Origin of the sequence: Pseudomonas fontis, assembly GCF_028656955.1 — a bacterium.
In the GTDB taxonomy this organism is placed as follows: Bacteria; Pseudomonadota; Gammaproteobacteria; order Pseudomonadales; family Pseudomonadaceae; genus Aquipseudomonas; species Aquipseudomonas fontis.
In genome coordinates this window covers 82494-102361 of sequence record NZ_JAMDGY010000007.1, presented here as the reverse complement: position 1 = coordinate 102361, position 19868 = coordinate 82494, and the positions used below count along the sequence as shown (strand labels likewise).

The following is a 19868-nucleotide window of genomic DNA, read 5'->3' as shown; positions in this document are numbered from 1 at the left end:
CGAAAGGCGGACAATGAATACACCGACTCGCAAAGCCGGTGCCCCACTATGGGCGGCACTGGCGGACTATAAGTCCATTCTGATCAGCGTCGGATGTTTTACCGCGTTGATCAATATTCTCATGCTGGTACCGTCGATCTACATGTTGCAAGTGTACGACCGTGTGCTCTCTTCGCAGAATGAAACGACCTTGTGGATGCTGACCCTGATGGTCGTCGGCTTCTTTATCTTTATTGGTGTGCTGGAAGCGATCCGCAGTTTCATTGTTATTCGTGTCGGTAGCCAGTTGGAACAGGGTTTCAATCGCCGGGTGTACCGCGCAGCCTTCGAGCGCAATGTGCGCCAGGGCGACGGGCACGCTGGCCAGGCCTTGAACGACCTCACCCAGGTCCGTCAGTTTGTTACCGGCCCGGCGCTGTTCGCCTTCTTCGATGCGCCGTGGTTTCCGATCTACCTGGGCGTGATGTTCCTGTTCAATGTGTGGCTGGGGGTCATGGCCTGCGCCGGCGCGTTGCTGCTGATCGTGCTGGCGATTCTCAACGAACGCCTGACCCACGCGCCGCTGATCGAAGCGAGCACCTACCAGCAGCAATCGTCCCACTTGGCCGGCAGCCATTTGCACAATGCCGAAAGCATCCAGGCCATGGGCATGCTGGATGCATTGCGCCAGCGCTGGTTCAGCCTGCACACGAAATTCCTTGGCCTGCAGAACAAGGCCAGTGACACCTCGGCGGTGATCACCGCGATGAGTAAGGCCCTGCGCCTGTGCCTGCAATCGCTGGTACTGGGCCTGGGCGCGCTGCTGGTGATTGAAGGGCAGGTGACCCCCGGCATGATGATCGCGGGTTCCATTCTGATGGGGCGGGTCTTGAGCCCGATCGACCAACTGATCGCCGTGTGGAAGCAATGGAGCGGCGCGCATGAAGCGTACAAGCGCCTGGACGGTTTGCTGCGCGAGTTCCCCGAGCCGCCAACGCCGATGGACCTGCCAGCCCCGACCGGGCGCCTGGGCGTCGAGCAACTGAGTGCCGGGCCGCCGGGCAAGCGCGTGGCGACCTTGCAGCAGGTGAGCTTCAGCCTGAACGCTGGCGAAGTGCTCGGGGTACTGGGGACGTCCGGTTCCGGCAAATCGACCCTGGCGAAAGTACTGGTAGGCGTCTGGCCGACCCTGGCTGGCACCGTGCGCCTGGATGGCGCCGACCTGCACCAGTGGGACCGCGCCGCGCTGGGCCCGCACATCGGCTACCTGCCGCAGAACATCGAACTGTTGCGCGGCAGCATCGCCGAGAACATCGCCCGCTTTGCCGAGCTGGACGGCCTCAAGGTGGTCGAAGCGGCCCGCCAGGCCGGCGTACATGAGCTGATCCTGCGCCTGCCGCAGGGCTATGACACGCGCCTGGGCGAAGACGGCGGCGACCTGTCCGGTGGGCAGAAGCAGCGCATCGCCCTGGCCCGCGCCCTGTATGGCGGGCCGAGCCTGATCGTGCTCGATGAGCCGAACTCCAACCTCGATACCAGTGGTGAAGCGGCATTGGCGCAAGCCATCGCACAGATGAAAGCCCAGGGCCGCACCGTGGTGCTGGTGACCCATCGCTCCGCCGCGCTGGCCCAGGCCGACAAATTGCTGGTGCTGAGCGAAGGCCGCATGCAGGCCTTCGGCCCCGCCCGGGAAGTGATGCAGGCCTTGAGCCAGGCGCAGGAACAGGCACAACGCCAGGTACCCGCCGTAGCGGTCGCCGGGAGCACCGGCGCATGAGCAAGGACGCACAAATGACACAGGCAGTTTCGGCACCGGCCAGCGGCCGCGATGCGCGATTTTATGTTCGTCTTGGCTGGTGGCTGACCCTGGTCGGCTTTGGCGGGTTTGTCGCCTGGTCGACCCTGGCGCCGTTGGACCAGGGCATTGCGGTGCAGGGCACGGTGGTGGTGTCGGGCAAGCGCAAGGCGGTGCAGTCGATGGCCGGTGGGGTGGTCAGCCGCATCCTGGTTCACGAGGGGCAGAGCGTCAAGCAGGGGCAGCCGTTGTTCCGCCTCGACCAGACCCAGGTGCAGGCCGATGTGCAGTCGTTGCAGGCGCAGTACCGCATGGCCTGGGCCAGCCTGGCGCGCTGGCAGAGCGAGCGTGACAACCTCGGCGCGATTGCCTTCCCGGAAGCCTTGAGCCACGACCCGGACCCGCAACTGGGCCTGCTGCTGGAAAGCCAGCGCCAGTTGTTCAGCAGCCGCCGCGACGCCCAGGCCCGCGAGCAGGCCGGGCTGAAGGCCAATATCGACGGCAGCATCGCCCAGTTGGCCGGCATGCGCCGCGCGCGCGGTGACCTGGAGGCGCAAGCCGACTCGCTGCGCCAGCAACTGGAGAACCTCAAGCCGCTGGCCAGCAATGGCTATATCCCGCGTAACCGCCTGCTCGACTATCAGCGCCAGCTGTCGCAGGTGCAGCGCGACCTGGCGCAGAACATGGGGGACAGCGCGCGCCTGGAGCAGGGCATTGTCGAATCGCGGCTGAACCTGCAGCAACGCCAGGAGGAATACCAGAAGGAAGTACGCAGCCAGTTGGCCGAAGCCCAGCTGAAAAGCGTGACCCTCGAACAGCAACTGACCTCCGCGTCCTTCGAACTGCACCACAGCGAGATCGTTGCCCCGGCTGATGGGATCGCGGTGAACCTCGGTGTGCACACCGAAGGCGCCGTGGTGCGGGCCGGCGAAACCTTGCTGGAGGTGGTGCCGCAGGGCACCGCACTGGAAGTGGAAGGGCACCTGCCGGTGCACCTTGTGGATAAAGTCGCGCTGCAGTTGCCTGTGGATATCCTCTTCACCGCCTTCAACCAGAGCAGCACGCCGCGGGTATCAGGGGAGGTGGCGCTGATTTCCGCCGACCAGATGGTCGATGAAAAAACCGGCCAGCCCTATTACGTGCTGCGCAGCACCGTCAGCGAAAACGCCTTGGCGCGGCTCAACGGCTTGGTGATCAAGCCGGGCATGCCGGCTGAACTGTTTGTGCGCACGGGCGAGCGTTCGCTGATCAATTACCTGTTCAAACCTCTGCTCGACCGAGCAGGGACCGCGTTGACCGAACAATAGGAAGCCCGTGTATGAAACGCTTGATAACCGGGCTGATGGCGGCGTTCGCCTTGGCAATGGGAACGGCGGCGCAGGCCATGGGGCCGTTCCAGGTGTATGAGCAGGCGTTGCGCAAGGACCCGGTGTTCCTTGGCGCGATCAAGGCCCACGAAGCCGGCCAGGAAAACCGCGCGATTGGCCGCGCCGGGCTGCTGCCGAATATTTCCTACAACTACAACAAGGGCCGCAACGACTCCAAGGCGACCTATCTGGGCGACAAGGGTCGCGGCACCGAGAACCGCAACTACGACAGCTATGGCTCCAGCTTCATCCTCCAGCAGCCGTTGTTCGACTACGAGGCCTATGCCAGTTATCGCAAGGGTGTGGCGCAGGCGTTGTATGCCGACGAAGCCTTTCGCGGCAAGAGCCAGGAACTGCTGGTGCGGGTGATGGGCAGTTATACCCAGGCGTTGTTTGCCCAGGATCAGATCGCGATCAGCGTGGCGAGCAAGCAGGCCTACGAGCAACAGTTCCGCCAGAACGAGCAGTTGTTCCAGCAGGGCGAGGGCACACGCACCGATATTCTTGAGGCGCAGGCGCGCTATGAGTTGGCCGATGCCGATGAGATCCAGGCGCGCAATGACCTGGATGCGGCACTGCGCGAGCTGGGCGCGCTAATTGGTGAGCCAGCCATGCGCATCGATGAGCTGGCGCCGTTGAACGAGCGCTTTGCGCTGTTCACCTTGGAGCCGGCGAATTACCAGGCCTGGCATGAGCTGGCGCTGGCCAACAACCCGGAGCTGGCCTCGCAGCGTCAGGCGCTGGAAGTGGCGCAGTATGAAGTGGAGCGGGCACGGGCCGGGCATCTGCCACGGGTGAGTGCGTTTGCCACCTCGCGGCGCATGGAGTCCGACAGCGGCAATACCTACAACCAGCGTTATGAGACCAATACCGTGGGTATCGAGATCAGTGTGCCGATCTTTGCCGGTGGCGGGGTGTCGGCTTCGACGCGTCAGGCCAGCCGCAACCTGGAGCAGGCCGAGTATGAGCTGGATGGGCAGACGCAGACGACCTTGATCGAGCTGCGCCGGCAGTACAACGCCTGTGTGTCGGGGGTGGCGCGGTTGAAGGCCTATCAGCGGGCGTTGACCTCGGCCGAAGCGCTGGTGACTTCGACCCGGCAGAGTGTGCTGGGCGGCGAGCGGGTCAATCTGGATGTGCTCAATGCCGAGCAGCAATTGGCGACTACCCGGCGCGATCTGGCGCAGGCGCGGTATGACTATTTGCTGGCGTGGATCAGGTTGCAGTTCTACGCCGGGACGTTGCGCGATGAGCACCTGGCGCGGGTGGATGAGGCGTTCCTGCAAGTGCACTGACCGCTAGGCGGTCAATCGCTGGCAAGGCCAGCTCCCACAGGTATTCGCGGCGCTGTCGATACCTGTGGGAGCCGGCCTTGCCGGCGATGGGGCCCACCCGTTACGCAACCCTCACCTGTACCACCTTGCGCTCCGCCCACCACCACACCATCAGGGCAATCGCGCCAATCACGAACCCGGCCGCAACGATTCCCATCCAACCATGGCGCTGGTACAGCTGCGTGCCCAACAACGAACCCAGCGCCCCGCCGATGAAGTAGCAGGTGATGTACCCGGCATTCAGCCGGTTGCGCGCTTCAGGGCGCAGGGCAATCACCGCGTTCTGGTTGCTCACGTGCACCAGTTGCACCGCCAGGTCCAGCACCAGCACCCCGACCAGCAACGCGGCCAGGGAAGACTGCGCAAACGCCAGCGGCACCCACGACAGCAACAGCGCCAGCAAACCAGCCGTGGTGCCCAGGTTGCCCTTGCCACGATCCGCCAGGCGCCCGGCCCAGCTCGCGGCCAGTGCACCCGCCGCGCCGGCCAGGCCAAACAGGCCGATCACTGCATCGGAATACTGGTATGGGTCGGACGACAGCAGAAACGCCAGCGGCGTCCAGAACAGCGCGAACAGGCAGAACGCGAGCAGCCCCAGCAGAGAGCGCAGGCGCAGCACCGGCTCTTCGGCAAACAGGCGGAACACCGAAGCGATCAGCGCCGGGTAGCGCAGCCCGGCATGCTGCTGGCGCTCCGGCAGGGCACGGGCGAGGGCGATGGCACTCAGCGCCATCAATGCCGCCGCCAACAGGTAGATGCTGCGCCAGTCCCCCAGGGTCGCCATGAACCCGGCCGCCGTCCGCGCCAGCAAAATGCCCAGCAGCAAACCACTCATCAGCGTGCCGACCACCCGGCCACGGTGCTCGGGCTCACTGAGCCCTGCCGCCATGGGCACCATCACCTGGGCGACCACCGAGAACAGCCCGGTCAGCGTGGTGCCGACCAGCAGCCAGGTCAGGCTGGGGGCGAAGGCGCTGATCAACAGGCCAACCGTGCTGATCGCAATCATCACCACGATCAGCCGCCGCTGTTCGAACAGATCACCCAAAGGGGCGAGCAGCAGCAAGCCCGCGCCATAACTGAGCTGGGCGGCGATGACGATGCTGCCGGCAACGGCGCTGGTCAGGCCGAAATACTCGGCGATGCTGTGCAGCAGCGGCTGCGCGTAATAGTTGCTGGCTACTGCAAGGCCGGTGGCGGTAGCCATCAGCAGGAGAAGTGCGCGACTCAGTGGTGCAGGGGAGGTGGCCATGGCCCGTCTCGCTTCAGGGGGGTGAGGTGCCCAGTATCGAAAATGCGCTAGCATGAATCCAACGCATCATTTTCATTGAATCAATCTCTAAAACAGATAAGTCATGAACCTCAAACAACTCGAATACGCCTTGGCTGTCGCCGACACCGGCAGCTTTACCCGCGCCGCCGAACGCTGCCATGTGGTGCAGTCGGCTCTCAGCCATCAGGTTGCCAAACTGGAGGATGACCTCGGCACCTTGCTGTTCGAGCGTAGCTCGCGGCGGGTGCGCCTGACGCCGGCTGGCGAGGCCTTCGTGCTCAGTGCCCGCTCTGCCCTGGAGGCGACGCGGCGCATTGCCGAAGACGTTGCCGCTGCGTGCGGGGTGGTGCGCGGGCAGCTGTCGATTGGGGAGATCAGCTCGTTGACGGAGCTGGACCTGGTCGACTTGCTGGCGGGCTTCCATCATCAATACCCCGAGGTGGATATCCGCTGGTTGATGGGGCGCAGCGAGCTGCTGATTGCCGATGTGCGCGAGCGGCGCCTGGACGTGGGCTTCATTGGCGTGTGGTCTGGCGAGTCGCTGGACGGGGTGGAGCACCTGCTGCTGGCCAAAGAGGAGCTGGTGGCCGTGCTGCCGCCGCAGCATCCGCTGGCGCGCATCGAGCGCCTGGCCCTGGATCAGTTGCAGGACCAGCCGCTGGTGGACTTCCCTGCCGGTACCGGCGCGCGTCGCCAGACCGACGAAGCTTTCGCGGCGGTGGCGGTGCGTCACCGTGTGCAGTTCGAGGTGGGCAATATCCGCCTGGTGGAAAAGTTCGTGCAGCGCGGGCTGGCGCTGGGGCTGGTGCCGGCGCGGATCGCCAGTGGCTTCAGTGGCGTGGTGGCGGTGCCGGTGTGTGATGCGCCGGTCCGCCACCTGTATGCGATCTGGTCGAAAACCCCGACCCCGGCGGCCCGCGCCTTTGTCCAGTTGCTGGTACAAAGTCGCGGCGCCAAGGCGGGAGAGTGATCGGCTTCAGGCCGCGAAGCCACCGTCGATGGTCAGGCTGGCGCCGGTGATGTAGGCCGCGTCCGGGCCGGCGAGGTAGGTGACGAAGCTGGCAATCTCGTCGACGTGGCCGTAGCGCCCGACCGCCATGAAGCACATCAGGCTGTCGGCGAACTCGCCCTTGGCCGGGTTCATATCTGTATCCACCGGTCCTGGCTGCACGTTGTTGATGGTGATGCCGCGTGGCCCGAGGTCGCGGGCCAGGCCGCGTACCAGGCCGACCAGCGCCGACTTGCTCATGGCATAGGGGCCGCCGCCGGCAAACGGCATGCGCTCGGCGTTGGTGCTGCCGATGTTGATGATGCGCCCGCCCTGGCCCATGTGCCGCGCGGCGGCCTGGGTGGCGACGAAGACGCTGCGCACGTTCACCGCCAGGGTGCGGTCGAAGTCCTCCAGGCTGAATTCTTCCAGCGGCGCGACGGCCAGTACCCCGGCATTGTTGACCAGAATATCGAGGCCCCCAAAATGTTCGGCGGCGCTGTCGACGGCGCGCTGCACGGCGGCGGCATCGGCGCTGTCGGCCTGGATCGCCAGGGCTTTGCCGCCCTTGGCGATGACCGCCTGTTGCAGCGCCTGGGCCTTGTCTGGCGAGCTGACATAGGTGAAGGCCACGGCAGCGCCGGCGGCGGCCAGGTGTTGGACGATGGCGGCGCCGATGCCACGCGAGCCCCCTTGGACCAGGGCGACTTTACCGATAAGGCTGTTTTGACCGGACATTGCAGGTGCTCCCGAAACGACAAGGCCGGATGCCTTGTGGATGGGCTGAGTATCTGCCTGGGATTACCCTTCGATAAGCCAGTAATCGCTATAGTCTGTATAAACCGTTGGTATGGAATTGCCGAATGGAAACCTTCAGCAGTATCGAGTGTTTTGTGCGCAGTGCCGAGGGTGGCAGCTTTGCTGAAGCCGCGCGGCGCCTGAGTTTGACGCCTGCGGCGGTGGGCAAGAATGTCGCCCGGTTGGAGGCGCGCCTGGGCGTTCGGCTGTTCCAGCGCAGTACCCGGCGGTTGACCCTGACCGAAGCCGGCCAGCGCTTTCTCGATGAAGTGCGCAGCAGCTTCCAGACCATCCAGCATGCCGTGGCCAACCTCGCCAGCGCCGAGGGGCAGCCGGCGGGGACGCTCAAGGTGAGCATGGGCACGGTGTTTGGCCGGCTGTACATCCTGCCGATGCTGGGGGAATTTCTGCGGCGCTTCCCGGCGATTTCGCCGGATTGGCATTTTGACAATCGCCAGGTCGACCTGATCGGCCAAGGCTTTGATGCGGCGATTGGTGGCGGCTTCGAGCTGCCGCCGGGGGTGGTGGCGCGCAAACTGGCGCCGGCGCATCGGATACTGGTAGCGTCGGCGGATTATCTGGCTGATTGCCAGCCGCTGGTGCGGCCCGATGATTTGCGTGATGCCGAGGGTATCCTGATTCGCTCGCCGCAGACGGGGCGGGTGCGCTCGTGGCCGTTGACCAGCCGCTGGCAGGAGCAGAGCCCGTTGAGCCTGCGCCAGCGCATGACCATGAGCGATTCGGAGGCGGCCTGCGCCGCTGCGGAGCAGGGGCTGGGGGTTGCGCTGGTGAGCATGCCGTTTGCGCTGCCGTACCTGACGACGGGGCGCTTGCTGCGGGTATTGCCGGATTGGTACGTGGAGGACGGCAACCTGTCGCTGTATTACGCACAGCACAAATTGTTGCCGGGCAAGACCCGGGTGTTTGTCGACTTCATCATCGAGCAGTTTGCCCAGCAGGGCTTGGCGCAGCGCTTTGATGCGTTGGCCTGAAGGCCTCATCGCGGGGCCAGCCCTGCGCGCCGCCTTTGGGAGCCCTGGCGGGCTCCAGCGCAGCCTGTCGGCAGCGGCTACAAAAGTTGTGCAGTGAGTTGAAGTGAGCCTTGTCCTGTGGGAGCGGGCTAGTCCCGCGATGCTCTTCAGCTTGCCTCGATAATGTCGAAGGACTGCCGCGCAGCGCCCAGCACCAGTTCGACCTCATCCCCGACAAACCTGCCCACCAGGCGCTGCCCCAGCGGCGAGCGTGGGGTGATCACGGTTACCAGTTGCTCGCCCGAGCCAATCCGCAAACCCGCCGCCTCCGGGCCGAGGAACAGCTGCTGACGCTTGCCGTCCAGGTCCTCAAGCACCACCAGGTTGCTCACCTGGACCCCACGCTCTGGGTCATATTCGCGCACGTTCAACTGTTCGAAGGCGATCCGCGCCTGACGGATCTCCTCCATCCGCCGCGCCTGCCCGGTGGCCAGGTACGACGCCTCCAGCCCCAAGGTGTCGTACTTGTTCTCGGCAATGTTCTCTTGCGCCGTCGCCGCTTCGTAGGCCGTTTGCGCGGCGCGCTGGAGCACGTCGTAGTCCACGCCCAGTTGCTCGATGATGCGTTGCAGCAGTTCGGTCTTGCTCATTTCAGTTACACAACTCAAGGACATTGGCGCGGCTTTTCTCGGTCGGGGCGGTGCGGTTCTGTTGCAGCCAGAACTGGCATTTGGGGTTGGACAGGTTGCGCGGGTTGTCCTGCAACTGTTGCTCAGCCTGCTGCACCTCCTGCTTGCGCAGGATCTCCTTGTACTGCTCGAACATGTGGTTCTGCTCCGGCGCCTGCTGCTGGGTGCCATAGGCAGGCGGCAGCGGCGCTATCACGGGCGGCACGAGCGCTTCACGCAGCGGCTGCTGCACCTGCGGCAGGTAGCTCCAGAGCAACCACGCACTCAGGGCAATGGCCACGAACCCCAGCCACAAACCCACGGCTACGCTGAGTATCAATGACAGGGGGCTGAGGGAAATCTTCATTTCACGACGACGCGCGCGGTAAGGCATGGCAGCCTCCTGGCCAGGGCAAGGGTCGGGATTGTCGCATGCCAACGCCTGTTTATTCTGCGTCGGCTCTGTTGCTCACAAGCAATTACCCGGACAATTGACGATTTTTTACCGCAGGCGCAAGAGGTGCCCGACATGAAACCTTCCTGGGATATCTTCTGCTGCGTGGTCGACAACTATGGCGACATCGGCGTGACCTGGCGCCTGGCCCGGCAACTGGTGGCTGAGCAGGACGTCGCGGTGCGCCTGTGGGTGGATGACCTGAACGCCTTCGTGCGGCTGTGCCCCGGCGCCGATGCCAGCGCCGCGCAGCAGTGGCAGGCCGGTGTTCAGGTATGCCAGTGGCCCACTGAGTGGCAACCGACAGCGGTGGCCGATGTGGTGATCGGCGCTTTCGCCTGCCAGTTACCGGCCGGCTATGTCGAGGCGATGTGCGCCCGGGCGACCCCGGCGCTGTGGCTGAACCTGGACTACCTCAGTGCCGAGGACTGGGTCGAGGGTTGCCACGGCTTGCCGTCGCCGCAGCCCAATGGCTTGCGCAAGGTGTTCTTCTTCCCGGGCTTTACCGAAAAGACTGGCGGGCTGCTGCGTGAGGCGAACCTGCTGGAGCGTCGTCATGCCTTCGAGCAGGACCCGGCCGCCCGCCAGGCGTTTCTCGACGGGCTGGGCGTGCAGCCACAGGCCGGTGCGCGGCTGATCTCCCTGTTCGCCTACGAAAACCCCGGGCTGGCCAGCTGGCTCGGAGCCTTGGCCGCCGACAGCCGGCCCAATCACCTGCTGGTGCCGGAAGGGCGCGTGCTCGGTGATGTCGGGACCTGGCTTGGTGAGGCGGGGCTGAGTGCCGGCAGTTGTGCGCAACGCGGGGCGCTGACGGTGCAGATTCTGCCTTTCGTCAGCCAGGACGACTATGACCGCCTGCTGTGGAGTTGCGAGTTCAACGCCGTGCGCGGCGAGGACTCCTTTGTCCGTGCGCAGTGGGCCGGGCGGCCGCTGCTGTGGCACATCTATATCCAGGAAGAGTACGCTCACTGGGAAAAGCTCGAGGCGTTTCTGGACCTGTATGTAGTGGGCCTTTCGGCCGGGGCGAAGCTGGCCATGGTCGATTTGTGGCGCGCCTGGAACATGGATCGCGACATGGGCCAGGCCTGGACCCAGGTGCTGGCGCACTGGCCGGAGCTGAGTTTGCACGCCGAGCGCTGGTGCGCCACACAGGCCGCTCAGCCGGACCTCGCCACGGCGCTGGTACAGTTTTACCGAAGTTGGAACGGGCACTGAGGGAACCCAATGGATACTGGGAGATTCCTACTGTGTACGCCAAGCCTGCTACAACGCTGCTACAAACTGTCCTTGCCCGTCCTTATCTGTACAGGAGGGAGGGTGTCTACTACCTGCGGATGAGGACAGTTGGGTCTACCAAAGGACTCTTTACGGTATCCTTGCGAACCACCGAACGACCACAGGCGACAGAGTTGACCAAAGACATCCTTGCGGCCCTTGCAGTGTTCCACCTCGATAACCCTGAAGCATCCTGGTCAGACATCAAGGCGCGGCTCTCAGAGGTCGCACAGAACGCCCTGACAGTGGCCCACACAGACGCCTCTCTATCGGCCTATGAGTCGATATACGAGGATCTACAGGTAAACCTAAGCATTGCTACCGCTCAACAGCCCTTCACCTTGAATCAACACCGAGGGGCTGTAGGTGCCCAAAGGATTCTTGCTGCCGCTGTTAAGCGCATTAAGGGCGACTCACGGGACCTTGTGGACATCGTTGATGACCTTGAAGGCGTCGTAGGGAAGGGGCCTGCTGACTCTCTTAAAGCCGTCCGTGAGCCACTCCACTGGGATGACTTGTGGCCGCTGTACCTCAAAGAGAAAGAGGGCGACGTTAAGAAGTCCACGTTGGATGGATACAAGACCAACTACGCCCAGGTCGGGGAGGCGCTTGAAGTCACCGGCCTATCAGACCTCAGAAAGCACACACGCGAAGACCTCATAGCGATGCGTGACGAACTCTTAGAGACTCGCAAGCCTCTGACGGTGAACAACGCGCTAACCCACTTTGCCTCTGTGATGAACTGGGCTGTGAATAACGATTACCTTACGAAGGCGTACACCTCAAAGCTCAAGCTCAAGAAGGGCGCTGAGAGTGAGCGTATTCCGTTTGAGCGCGCCCAGGTGCAAGCGTTGGTTGCTCACGCGGGTTCTCTTCCTGCGGATAGCTGGGAGCGCTGGTGCATGGTGGTACTGGCGATAACTGGTGCAAGGTCCCGTGAAGTAACCCAACTGACCCGCAAAGACATCCATGAGGTGGACGGGGTTATGTGCATCAACATCCGTGAAGACTCCGAGGGGCAGTCTGTTAAGAACAAGCACAGCGTGCGTGTGGTGCCGTTGGTCGATGGTGTCTTAGGGTTCGACCTCAAAGGCTTCCTAACGGCCCTCGACAGTCCTAAACCGCCGCTACCGGTCTATCACGGCGTGGACAATGTACAGGCGCGTAAGGCCTTGGGCTTAATGGTCCGTAAGGCTCTCCCCGAGAAATCACCACACCAGACACTGCACTCCCTACGTCACCATATGGCTTCCTCATTCAAGGTCAAAGGGGTTCCTGTAGCCTTCGCACAGGCGCTCCTGGGACACGCAAGTGGGACAATCACCTATGACACCTACGGCGGTGCAGTCACACCAATCGGGACACTCGTGAACGTCATTGAGGGTGTGTTTGCGGAGGTCTGACGGTATCCTTTGCGGCTTTCTAAAAGGGAGCTTCAAACAATGAGCGTAACAGGCAGAACCCAATTGACGCCGCGTAAGTCCATGTCTATTTCTTTGTGGCTTTTGGCTGCTGGTTTTGCAATCACTTTCATATGGTACTTAGGCAGTTCAGTACTGTGGGGATGTGCGCTACGTTGGAGGGCAAGCTACTGCCTTTCACATGATGCTCTGAATTCTGCCCTGAGCCTCGGCAGCTTTGTCCTTCTGCCGGGGTTCTTCTGCCTGCTCATGGCAAGCGTGTGGAGTCTCGTGGCGGCGCTCAGTGGATCAACGACTAAATAGATTTTCACCTGAAGGCAAAAGATGAACACACCAAAGCTCTACACGGACACCTACCAACTATTCAAGCTCCTGAAGGCCCAAGGCGGCATTCAAAGCATGCGGACTCACTCCGACTTCGCAAGGACCTTAGAGAAGGGGCTTGATGAACTTGTGTCGGCGGGCGTGGTGGTCCTGGCTGCTACCCAATGGACAGCGAACGGTCAGGTGGTGGCTGAAGAGACCTACCATAGAGAGGACGGGAAGAGCTTTACGGGTATTAGCTTTGGCTCGTGGTTCTGCCTCGCTATGGCCCTCAAGGTCACGAAGCCAGAAGTGCGCCAAGCGCTCGCTGATTACTTGAAGAAAAACCCTATCTATTGAGGTGGGGTTTTCTTTGCCTATAAAAACACAAAATATGTGTTGACGTGTGGGAGTGCTGACGGTAGATTGAGCGCCTACACCGCTTCCGAGCGGTTTCTTAAAGGCTACAAACACACATAATAAGTGTTTTAGTCTGGCGGTGGATTTAAAACACCCACTTAAAGCGCGACACGTAATCGACCACTTAGGACATCAACGCCATGCAAGCAATCACCATCAAGTACCTGCCAGCTACCGACACTAAAGGTCCCCGCTTCAAGGCAACCGCCGCTGCTGGTTCCATCACTTTGGGCTATGACCACGGCCTGGATTCGGGAGGCAACGTAAGGGCAGTCGTTACGGCTCTCGTCAAGAAACTCGGTTGGGATACACAGGCACCAGGGGTACGCCCGTATATGTGGGATCGTGCTGACACATGGCACATCGGGGCCACTGCTGACGGTCACTGGGTCGCTGTCCGCGCCTCTCACTGCTCCAAGGTCTGAGGACGTCACCATGACGAAAGCACAAGCAGACTGGGCAGTAAAACAGGATTGGTGCGTCTCGGTCTTTGAGGATCTTGACGGTGGATGGTCCGCAATTGTGCGCGACCCTGTACCCGAAGATACCGACAACCGTAGCCTATTCACGACCTTCCAGAACCTTTGCGAATACTTCGCGACGGACATGCAGTAACTCAGTAAGCCACAGCCACCTTTAAAGAATACGAAAGGGCTCCACCTAAAGAGCCCCTAAAGGAACCTCTACGCCATGACTATTTACAACCTGACCAACTTCACGTCCGCCACAGTCGCCAACAAGATCCTTGGGGCCATGCAGGACGCCATCAAGACAGGCCTTGCTCAGTACGTACCAAACCGCAACGGTCGCCTTTGGCTTCGCGTGGACATCAAGCGGGACGACCACGGGCGCCTGTACTTTCAGTTCCTCACAGACACCATGCAGGAAGTCGGACACCACCTCTTGAAGGCCGCTCTTTTCCATTGGTCCCGTGAGGATGAGCGCGAGTTCTCAGGGCTGCACGCTGAGCTGTACCGGCTCCCACAGCATCCACTGGATACCATTCTGGACGCCCAGGAAGCCGAAAGGACCCGTAAAGCTGGCTCATGGGGTCTTTGGGGCAATCTGTGGGGCTGGCTGGGTGAGCGGCTGAATAGGCCTGCGCTCACGCTCTGAAAGGCACCTTTTATCTGGATCTATGCACTGATGCATATTTATGTTGCGTCAATGCATATCTTGTACGAATATGCGCGCCCTCTGCGAAGGCCCGTAGAAGCTGCATACATAGGAAAGGAGGCACACACCATGCAACAACAAGGACAGAACCACGTACTGAGCAAGGCGCTCACAGCGTACCCATCGCTCGATAAGTACCACCCAGACCTAAGATCGCGGCTCGATGTCCTGAAGGAAATGGCTGATTACGCCGAAGGCATTGCACCTCTAAGCGCGTCTGATTACTCGGCAACCTCCAGTTGGGCCCAAGCGCTGAACGTAATCACCCACTACGGACACGGGGTCTACTCGTTCCCGTATCTCTCTGAGGCGTTCTGTAGGGCCCTCATGCTTGAGCTGGATTGCATGAGCTACAGCGTTAACAGCGATGAGCCCGAAGAGGCGCAGATTCCTGAAGTCACCTTCCTGACTGAGTGCCGCCCTCTGTTTGATTGCTTGCACAGCCTATGGGCTAACGCGGGGGTTCCCTTGGCAAAAGTGCTACTCGCACAGGACCCAAGTGAGATACGGACCATACAGGCCGCTCAGTACACACCCGAGAACACACCGCGTGGTCATTGGCATAACGATAAGGATTCAGACGTAACGCTTGTAGTTGCTCTTACAGCAACTCACACAGGCGGCGGGACTTTGGTTCATACGGGGCCTTTCAGCGAAAACATAGTTGTCCCCCAGTTGCCTGTAGGGCACGGGATGTTCTTCAACGGGAAAGCGCATAGGCACTACGGAATGGCCGTAACGGAAGGGGAGAGGAATCTATTAGTGCATTGGAGCGAAGTTAAATGACACCGCCATTTTTTTGCCCACAGTGGGCAATTGAATACGTACTTGGGCAACACCCAGCTAAGAGCGGCCCAAAGATCAACAGTTACAAGGAGAGTAGCACAGTGACATCATTTGGCAACCCTGTAAGCCGTATTCGGTTTATCGCACAGGTTCCAAGTTTCCAAGACTTTCGCCGCCGTCAATACGCTTCAAGCAACCAACGCTGTGAGTTCACATTAGGTCTCGGTCCATGTGGGCGGACTGTGACGCGCCTCGGTTATCACCTGGACAAGGACTTCCTAACGATCCTTCAAGAGTGCGCAGCTCCCAATGAGGGAAAAATCGATGTCAAGAAGTTTATCTACTTAGTAAGCGAAATAACTGGTCGGGTTGAGGTCACTTCCGTGTAACGATCCTCCCTTGGGTTTTAAACACCCACTAAAAGCAGTCCTGCTGTTCCCACTCTATGAGCCTTTAACTTAGAGACTTCTTTAAGTTCCCTCTAAGGACCTTCTACGCCCTCAATTCAGTAAGCACTCAACTAACCAACTTCCATAACTTGTTGGAGGCCCAAGTGGCCTCTAAGGGATTCTTGTGTCCGCAGAAAGCCAAACTATCCAACTAACGAAGCATGACTTTAGCGCAATCACTGATGTTTCATCCTGGGCCTATGAGACCCTTTCTAATATCTATGGTCCCGACCTGGCAGCGGCTCAGTTAAGTCTTGAGCATGAAGCCTATACGCTGGGTGAGGATCACTTTAAGAAAGTCCTTGAGCGTTCTATTGATCGTAATGAGTTTGCTGACAACGCCACAGCGAAGCCTGTGTTGGCCTCCCTGATTCCTTTGATGGCTAAGGCCTTCGAGGACTGGATTGAACACCAAGTAACTAAGGTCAAGCGAAAAAGTATTGGCCTGCCATACCTTCAATTGGTCAAGTCGGAGAACGTAGCGGCAATCACCGTCAAGACAGTTCTCAATATGGTCGCTAAGAAGGGGCCTTTGAGTATTCAACAGGTTTCTGTGGCAGTCGGTAAGGCAGTTGAGGAAGAGGCTCGGTTTGGGCGTATCCGTGAACAGGAGGCGGAACACTTCAACAAGCGTATTCGTCCAGCACTCAACAAGCGTAACGGTCACACCTACAAAGTTAAGTTCATGGAGAAGGTCGAGGCTCACATGATGGCCGCTAATGAGCTGACCACAAAGTGGACCTCCTGGGACGCTCTGGACAACTACGTCACCTTCCAGATTGGCGTGAAGCTTCTCGAACTGCTCATTGAGTCCACTCATTTGGTTGAGATGAAGCGGGAGCATGCAGGCAACGCAAAGCTTGACGGTGAGTTCATCTACCTGACCCCTGAGTGGGCTGAAAAGCTATGCAACCGTGCATACGCGCTGGCTGAGATTACGCCACGTTATCAGCCAATGATCGTACCGCCCCGCGAGTGGACAGGAATGATTGGTGGTGGTTACTGGGCGAAGGGCCGTAAGCCTGTGCCGTTGATTCGGGTCCGCTCAAAGAAGGCCCTACAGCGCTACAAAGATGTGTCCATGCCCGAGGTCTACAAGGCTGTGAACATCGCCCAGGCATCCGCTTGGAAGGTGAACGCAAAGGTTCTCGAAGTCGCCAAGGAGGTGATGCAGTGGAAGCACGTCCCAATCGACAAGTTTCCTGCAGCCGATAAAGAGGCCTTGCCGGTCAAGCCTGCGAACATTGATGAAGACCCCGAGGTCCTTAAGGCCTGGAAGAAAGCCGCGTCCACCGTGTACCGCAAAGACCGGGCACGAGTCAGCCGCCGTTTATCCTATGAGTTCATCGTAGAACAGGCTACAAAGTTCTCTGAATACGAGGCCCTTTACTTCCCGTACAACCTCGACTGGCGGGGCCGTGTCTATGCCATTCCTTCGTTCAATCCACAAGGTAACGACCTAACCAAAGGCCTCTTAATGGCTTCCATTGCGGAGCCTGTAGGCAAGGATGGTATTGAGTGGCTGAAGATCCACGGGGCCAACTGCGCAGGGGTCGATAAGGTCGACTTCGGTCAGCGCAAGAAGTGGGTAGAGGACAACGAAGAGATGATCCTTGCGATTGCTCGGGACCCGCTGGTTAACTCGAACTGGACCGAGATGGACAGCCCTTTTTGCTTCCTGGCGTTCTGCTTTGAGTGGGCCGGTGTGGTTGAACACGGCGAGCTGTGGGAGTCGGCGCTACCTATCGCATTCGATGGGTCTTGCTCGGGTATTCAGCACTTCTCAGCGATGCTCAAAGACGAGCGGGGCGGGCGTGCAGTCAACCTGTTGCCTTCTGAGACCGTTCAGGACATCTATCGACTGGTGTCCGATGGTGTGAACATAGCGGTGCGCGAAGACCTCACTGAGGGCACTGACGACAGCGTAGAGACCGTCACCAATAAGAAGACCGGTGAGATAACCGAGCGCCGCGTACTGGGCACTAAGACCCTTGCTGCTGGCTGGCTGGGCCACGGTATCACCCGTTCAGAAACCAAGCGTTCCGTAATGACCCTGGCGTACGGCTCCAAGACCTTTGGGTTCACTGATCAGGTACGCGAAGACATCATCCAGCCATCGATTGATAACGGCGATGGGGCTCAGTGGTTCCCTGATGCACAGCAGTGTGCCCGCTACATGGCTGTACACATTTGGGACGCCGTGAGTAAGGAAGTAGTAGCAGCCGTTGAGGCAATGAACTGGCTACAGAAAGCGGCCAAGCTGTTGGCCTCAGAGGTCACAGCGACCAAGCGGACCAAAAAGAATCCTGAGCCTGAAATCCTGAAGCCATGCATGCCTGTGTACTGGGTGACGCCTGACGGGTTCCCTGTGTGGCAAGAGTACATGGTGCCTGTGCAACGCCGGGTCGATCTGATCTTCCTGGGCGCTGCTCGCTTGCGCTCTACGATCAACGTCCGGGACTCCAATGAAATCGACGGGGCTAAACAGGAATCGGGTATCTCTCCGAACTTCGTACACAGTCAAGACGGGTCGCACCTGCGGAAGACAGTCGTTAAGGCGTCTGAAAGCTACGGCGTGGAGTTCTTCGCGTTGATTCATGACAGCTTTGGGACCATCCCAGCGAAGGCCGGTGCAATGTTCAAGGCTGTGCGCGAAACGATGGTTGAGACGTACACGGAGAACGATGTGTTGGACGACTTCCGGGAACAGTTCATGGAGCAGCTCCACGAGTCCCAGCTTGAAAAGATGCCAGCAATCCCCGGTAAGGGGACCCTGGACATCACGAAGATCCTTGAGAGCCAGTTTGCTTTCGCATAGTCCCGCTTAAAACACCCACTAAAAGCACAATGAAAACCTCATTGAGATTAACCGGTCTCTCTGAGGTTTTTCTTTGTCCGCATTCTTCACGCTCTAAAACACCCACTAAAAGCACAACCAATCTTCCAACACTTTAGGAGTTCTTTTCGCTATGCAATCCACTCAAACAATTGAACGTAACGCCCGCACTTCCAAGCGCCGCACTGATGACGAAATGGAAGCTGTTCGGACCCGTCGCGGCAAGTTGAACAAAGTGCAGCGCCAAGCAAAGCGTGACATCTGGAAAGAGGCTGAATAATGAGCCGTACAGCCAGCGTATGGGTCGACTCGATGAGCCAAGAGACGACTATCTCCATTATGGAAAGGGGCAAGGGCCGCATGGACATCATCTTTCAAATGTGGAGCGCTCGACATCCTGAAAGTCTATGCAAGATTGCCGAGAGTACTTACGGCGAGCTTTATGACTGGATAAACCCTAAGCCAGGCTCAGTTGTATATATGTCTGGCGATCAGGCGGAACAGACCCTCAACTACCTAAAGGAAGCCAATTAATGAGCAAGGTTCAAAGTGTAATCCTCGAAACCAATCCGCACCGCCCAGTCAACTTTAACGAGAAGGCAGTTAGTAAGGTTCTTGAGGAATCCTATTTGATTGCTGACGTTAAAGAAGACGGCGTCCGGTTGAATCTTTGCGTTATGGGTGAGCGCCGTTCGGGCTATGAGAACGGCTATGACTATCCAGTGGAATGGCTGAGCCGAGAGGGCAAGCGGTTTCCTGTGTTCTGCCACCAGCACGTCGGCAACCCATTGAGCTTTGATAATCGTTGGCCGGACTTCTTCGAGACCGACGAGGCCCTGTTTCCTGAAGGATTCATGCTGGACGCTGAGCTGCGTATTGATGACCTGCCGTGTAAAGACATCGCCGGTACTCTTCGCCGCCACCAGGCTATCGACCTGAGCCGTCTGAAAGTAATCGTGTTCGGGATCTTGCCAATGTCTGTAGTCCGTTCGGGCCAAGACTATGACGTGACCCACAGTGTCATGAAGTACCACGTTGAGTATCAAGTGAAACTTCTGAAAGAGCGCTTCCCTGAGATTGCGTGGTCGGTCGTTGAGTCTTTGGACTGCTTCAGCGTGGAAGAGGTAGACACGCTTTATGAGTCTGTCCGTGAACGTAAGTTGGAAGGCTTGGTGCTTAAAGATCCTAACGGGATCTATAAACGCTCAAAGCAATCGGGCATGTGGAAGATGACCCCGGATGATAACGAAGACGGGAAGGTTGTTGGTCTTGTTTGGGGCACTCCTGGGCTGGCTAATGAAGGCAAGGTGATTGGCTTCGAGGTTCTTCTTGAATCCGGCCATGTTGTGAATGCCTGCAAGATCAGTAAGGCACTTATGGATGAGTTCACGGCGAAAGTTTCGGAGGCTGAATTCGCCAATAGTGGGCGAGTCTCCAATCCCTACGAGGGTCACACAGTTCGCCTCACCTTTATGGAGCGTTACCCGGACGGTTCTTTGCGTCACCCATCTTTCGATTCTTTCCGGGGCATCTCTGAGCCAACGATCAAAGAGTAAATGAGTGCCGGGCAATAGC

The 19868-nt window shown here is 59.6% G+C and carries 20 protein-coding genes; 16 read left to right on the top strand and 4 right to left on the bottom strand.

The features are described from left to right. The first annotated feature begins 13 nt into the window (after window positions 1–13). From M5G11_RS01715 to M5G11_RS01705, 3 genes are read left to right on the top strand one after another with little or no spacing between them, the layout of a single operon-like run. Complete coding sequence (locus tag M5G11_RS01715; RefSeq protein WP_273911843.1) at window positions 14–1756, top strand: type I secretion system permease/ATPase; 1743 nt, start codon at window positions 14–16, stop codon at window positions 1754–1756. Further along, on the top strand, window positions 1753–3081 hold the full coding sequence (locus tag M5G11_RS01710) for an HlyD family type I secretion periplasmic adaptor subunit (protein ID WP_420793830.1): 1329 nt from the start codon (window positions 1753–1755) through the stop codon (window positions 3079–3081). Before M5G11_RS01715 ends, M5G11_RS01710 begins: the two co-directional genes overlap by 4 nt. Before the next feature lie 11 nt (window positions 3082–3092). Next, complete coding sequence (locus tag M5G11_RS01705; protein WP_273911845.1) at window positions 3093–4436, top strand: TolC family outer membrane protein; 1344 nt, start codon at window positions 3093–3095, stop codon at window positions 4434–4436. 100 nt (window positions 4437–4536) lie between these two features. On the opposite strand, the gene M5G11_RS01700 is transcribed toward M5G11_RS01705, so the two are convergent. Continuing rightward, window positions 4537–5727: an MFS transporter gene (locus M5G11_RS01700; protein ID WP_273911846.1), complete on the bottom strand. Its 1191-nt coding sequence runs from the start codon at window positions 5725–5727 to the stop codon at window positions 4537–4539. A 103-nt stretch (window positions 5728–5830) separates the two neighbouring features. Here M5G11_RS01700 and M5G11_RS01695 point away from each other — a divergent pair, with 103 nt between their 5' ends. After that, window positions 5831–6718 (top strand): LysR family transcriptional regulator, encoded by an 888-nt coding sequence (locus M5G11_RS01695; RefSeq protein WP_273911847.1) that lies wholly within the window; start codon window positions 5831–5833, stop codon window positions 6716–6718. A 6-nt stretch (window positions 6719–6724) separates the two neighbouring features. Here the strand turns inward: M5G11_RS01695 and M5G11_RS01690 are convergent, their stop codons facing one another. Continuing rightward, window positions 6725–7474, bottom strand: coding sequence for a 3-oxoacyl-ACP reductase family protein (locus tag M5G11_RS01690; protein WP_273911848.1), 750 nt, complete (start codon window positions 7472–7474; stop codon window positions 6725–6727). A 125-nt stretch (window positions 7475–7599) separates the two neighbouring features. Here M5G11_RS01690 and M5G11_RS01685 point away from each other — a divergent pair, with 125 nt between their 5' ends. After that, window positions 7600–8526, top strand: coding sequence for a LysR family transcriptional regulator (locus M5G11_RS01685; RefSeq protein WP_273911849.1), 927 nt, complete (start codon window positions 7600–7602; stop codon window positions 8524–8526). A 146-nt stretch (window positions 8527–8672) separates the two neighbouring features. Here M5G11_RS01685 and M5G11_RS01680 read toward each other — a convergent pair whose 3' ends face one another. Both M5G11_RS01680 and M5G11_RS01675 read right to left on the bottom strand, forming a co-directional pair. After that, window positions 8673–9155 (bottom strand): GreA/GreB family elongation factor, encoded by a 483-nt coding sequence (locus tag M5G11_RS01680; RefSeq protein WP_273911850.1) that lies wholly within the window; start codon window positions 9153–9155, stop codon window positions 8673–8675. A 1-nt stretch (window position 9156) separates the two neighbouring features. After that, window positions 9157–9567: a hypothetical protein gene (locus M5G11_RS01675; RefSeq protein ID WP_273911851.1), complete on the bottom strand. Its 411-nt coding sequence runs from the start codon at window positions 9565–9567 to the stop codon at window positions 9157–9159. Window positions 9568–9702: 135 nt separating this feature from the next. On the opposite strand from M5G11_RS01675, the gene earP reads away from it, so the two are divergent. The 11 genes from earP (at window position 9703) to M5G11_RS01625 (ending at window position 19849) form a co-directional block, all read left to right on the top strand. Beyond that, the gene (gene earP / locus M5G11_RS01670) at window positions 9703–10842 is read left to right on the top strand and encodes an elongation factor P maturation arginine rhamnosyltransferase EarP (RefSeq protein ID WP_273911852.1); all 1140 of its coding nucleotides are present in this window, start codon (window positions 9703–9705) and stop codon (window positions 10840–10842) included. Between the two features lie 194 nt (window positions 10843–11036). Continuing rightward, window positions 11037–12305, top strand: a complete 1269-nt coding sequence (locus M5G11_RS01665) for a tyrosine-type recombinase/integrase (protein ID WP_273911853.1) — start codon at window positions 11037–11039, stop codon at window positions 12303–12305. 342 nt (window positions 12306–12647) lie between these two features. Continuing rightward, the gene (locus tag M5G11_RS01660; protein WP_273911854.1) at window positions 12648–12986 is read left to right on the top strand and encodes a hypothetical protein; all 339 of its coding nucleotides are present in this window, start codon (window positions 12648–12650) and stop codon (window positions 12984–12986) included. A gap of 495 nt (window positions 12987–13481) precedes the next feature. Further along, on the top strand, window positions 13482–13661 hold the full coding sequence (locus M5G11_RS01655; protein WP_273911855.1) for a hypothetical protein: 180 nt from the start codon (window positions 13482–13484) through the stop codon (window positions 13659–13661). Window positions 13662–13736: 75 nt separating this feature from the next. Beyond that, window positions 13737–14162, top strand: a complete 426-nt coding sequence (locus M5G11_RS01650) for a hypothetical protein (protein ID WP_273911856.1) — start codon at window positions 13737–13739, stop codon at window positions 14160–14162. Between the two features lie 129 nt (window positions 14163–14291). Further along, window positions 14292–15008 carry a 2OG-Fe(II) oxygenase family protein gene (locus tag M5G11_RS01645; protein WP_273911857.1) on the top strand — a complete coding sequence of 239 codons (717 nt, stop codon included), beginning with the start codon at window positions 14292–14294 and terminating at the stop codon, window positions 15006–15008. Beyond that, window positions 15005–15397 carry a hypothetical protein gene (locus tag M5G11_RS27735; RefSeq protein WP_476453914.1) on the top strand — a complete coding sequence of 131 codons (393 nt, stop codon included), beginning with the start codon at window positions 15005–15007 and terminating at the stop codon, window positions 15395–15397. Before M5G11_RS01645 ends, M5G11_RS27735 begins: the two co-directional genes overlap by 4 nt. A 184-nt stretch (window positions 15398–15581) precedes the next feature. Then, the gene (locus tag M5G11_RS01640) at window positions 15582–18275 is read left to right on the top strand and encodes a DNA-directed RNA polymerase (RefSeq protein WP_273911858.1); all 2694 of its coding nucleotides are present in this window, start codon (window positions 15582–15584) and stop codon (window positions 18273–18275) included. 151 nt (window positions 18276–18426) lie between these two features. Then, entirely contained in the window at window positions 18427–18573 is a 147-nt protein-coding gene (locus M5G11_RS01635) for a hypothetical protein (RefSeq protein WP_273925235.1), read from the top strand. Continuing rightward, window positions 18573–18827 (top strand): hypothetical protein, encoded by a 255-nt coding sequence (locus tag M5G11_RS01630; protein WP_273911859.1) that lies wholly within the window; start codon window positions 18573–18575, stop codon window positions 18825–18827. The genes M5G11_RS01635 and M5G11_RS01630 overlap by 1 nt, the downstream gene beginning before the upstream one ends. Then, complete coding sequence (locus M5G11_RS01625) at window positions 18827–19849, top strand: ATP-dependent DNA ligase (RefSeq protein WP_273911860.1); 1023 nt, start codon at window positions 18827–18829, stop codon at window positions 19847–19849. The genes M5G11_RS01630 and M5G11_RS01625 overlap by 1 nt, the downstream gene beginning before the upstream one ends. Window positions 19850–19868: the final 19 nt, after the last annotated feature.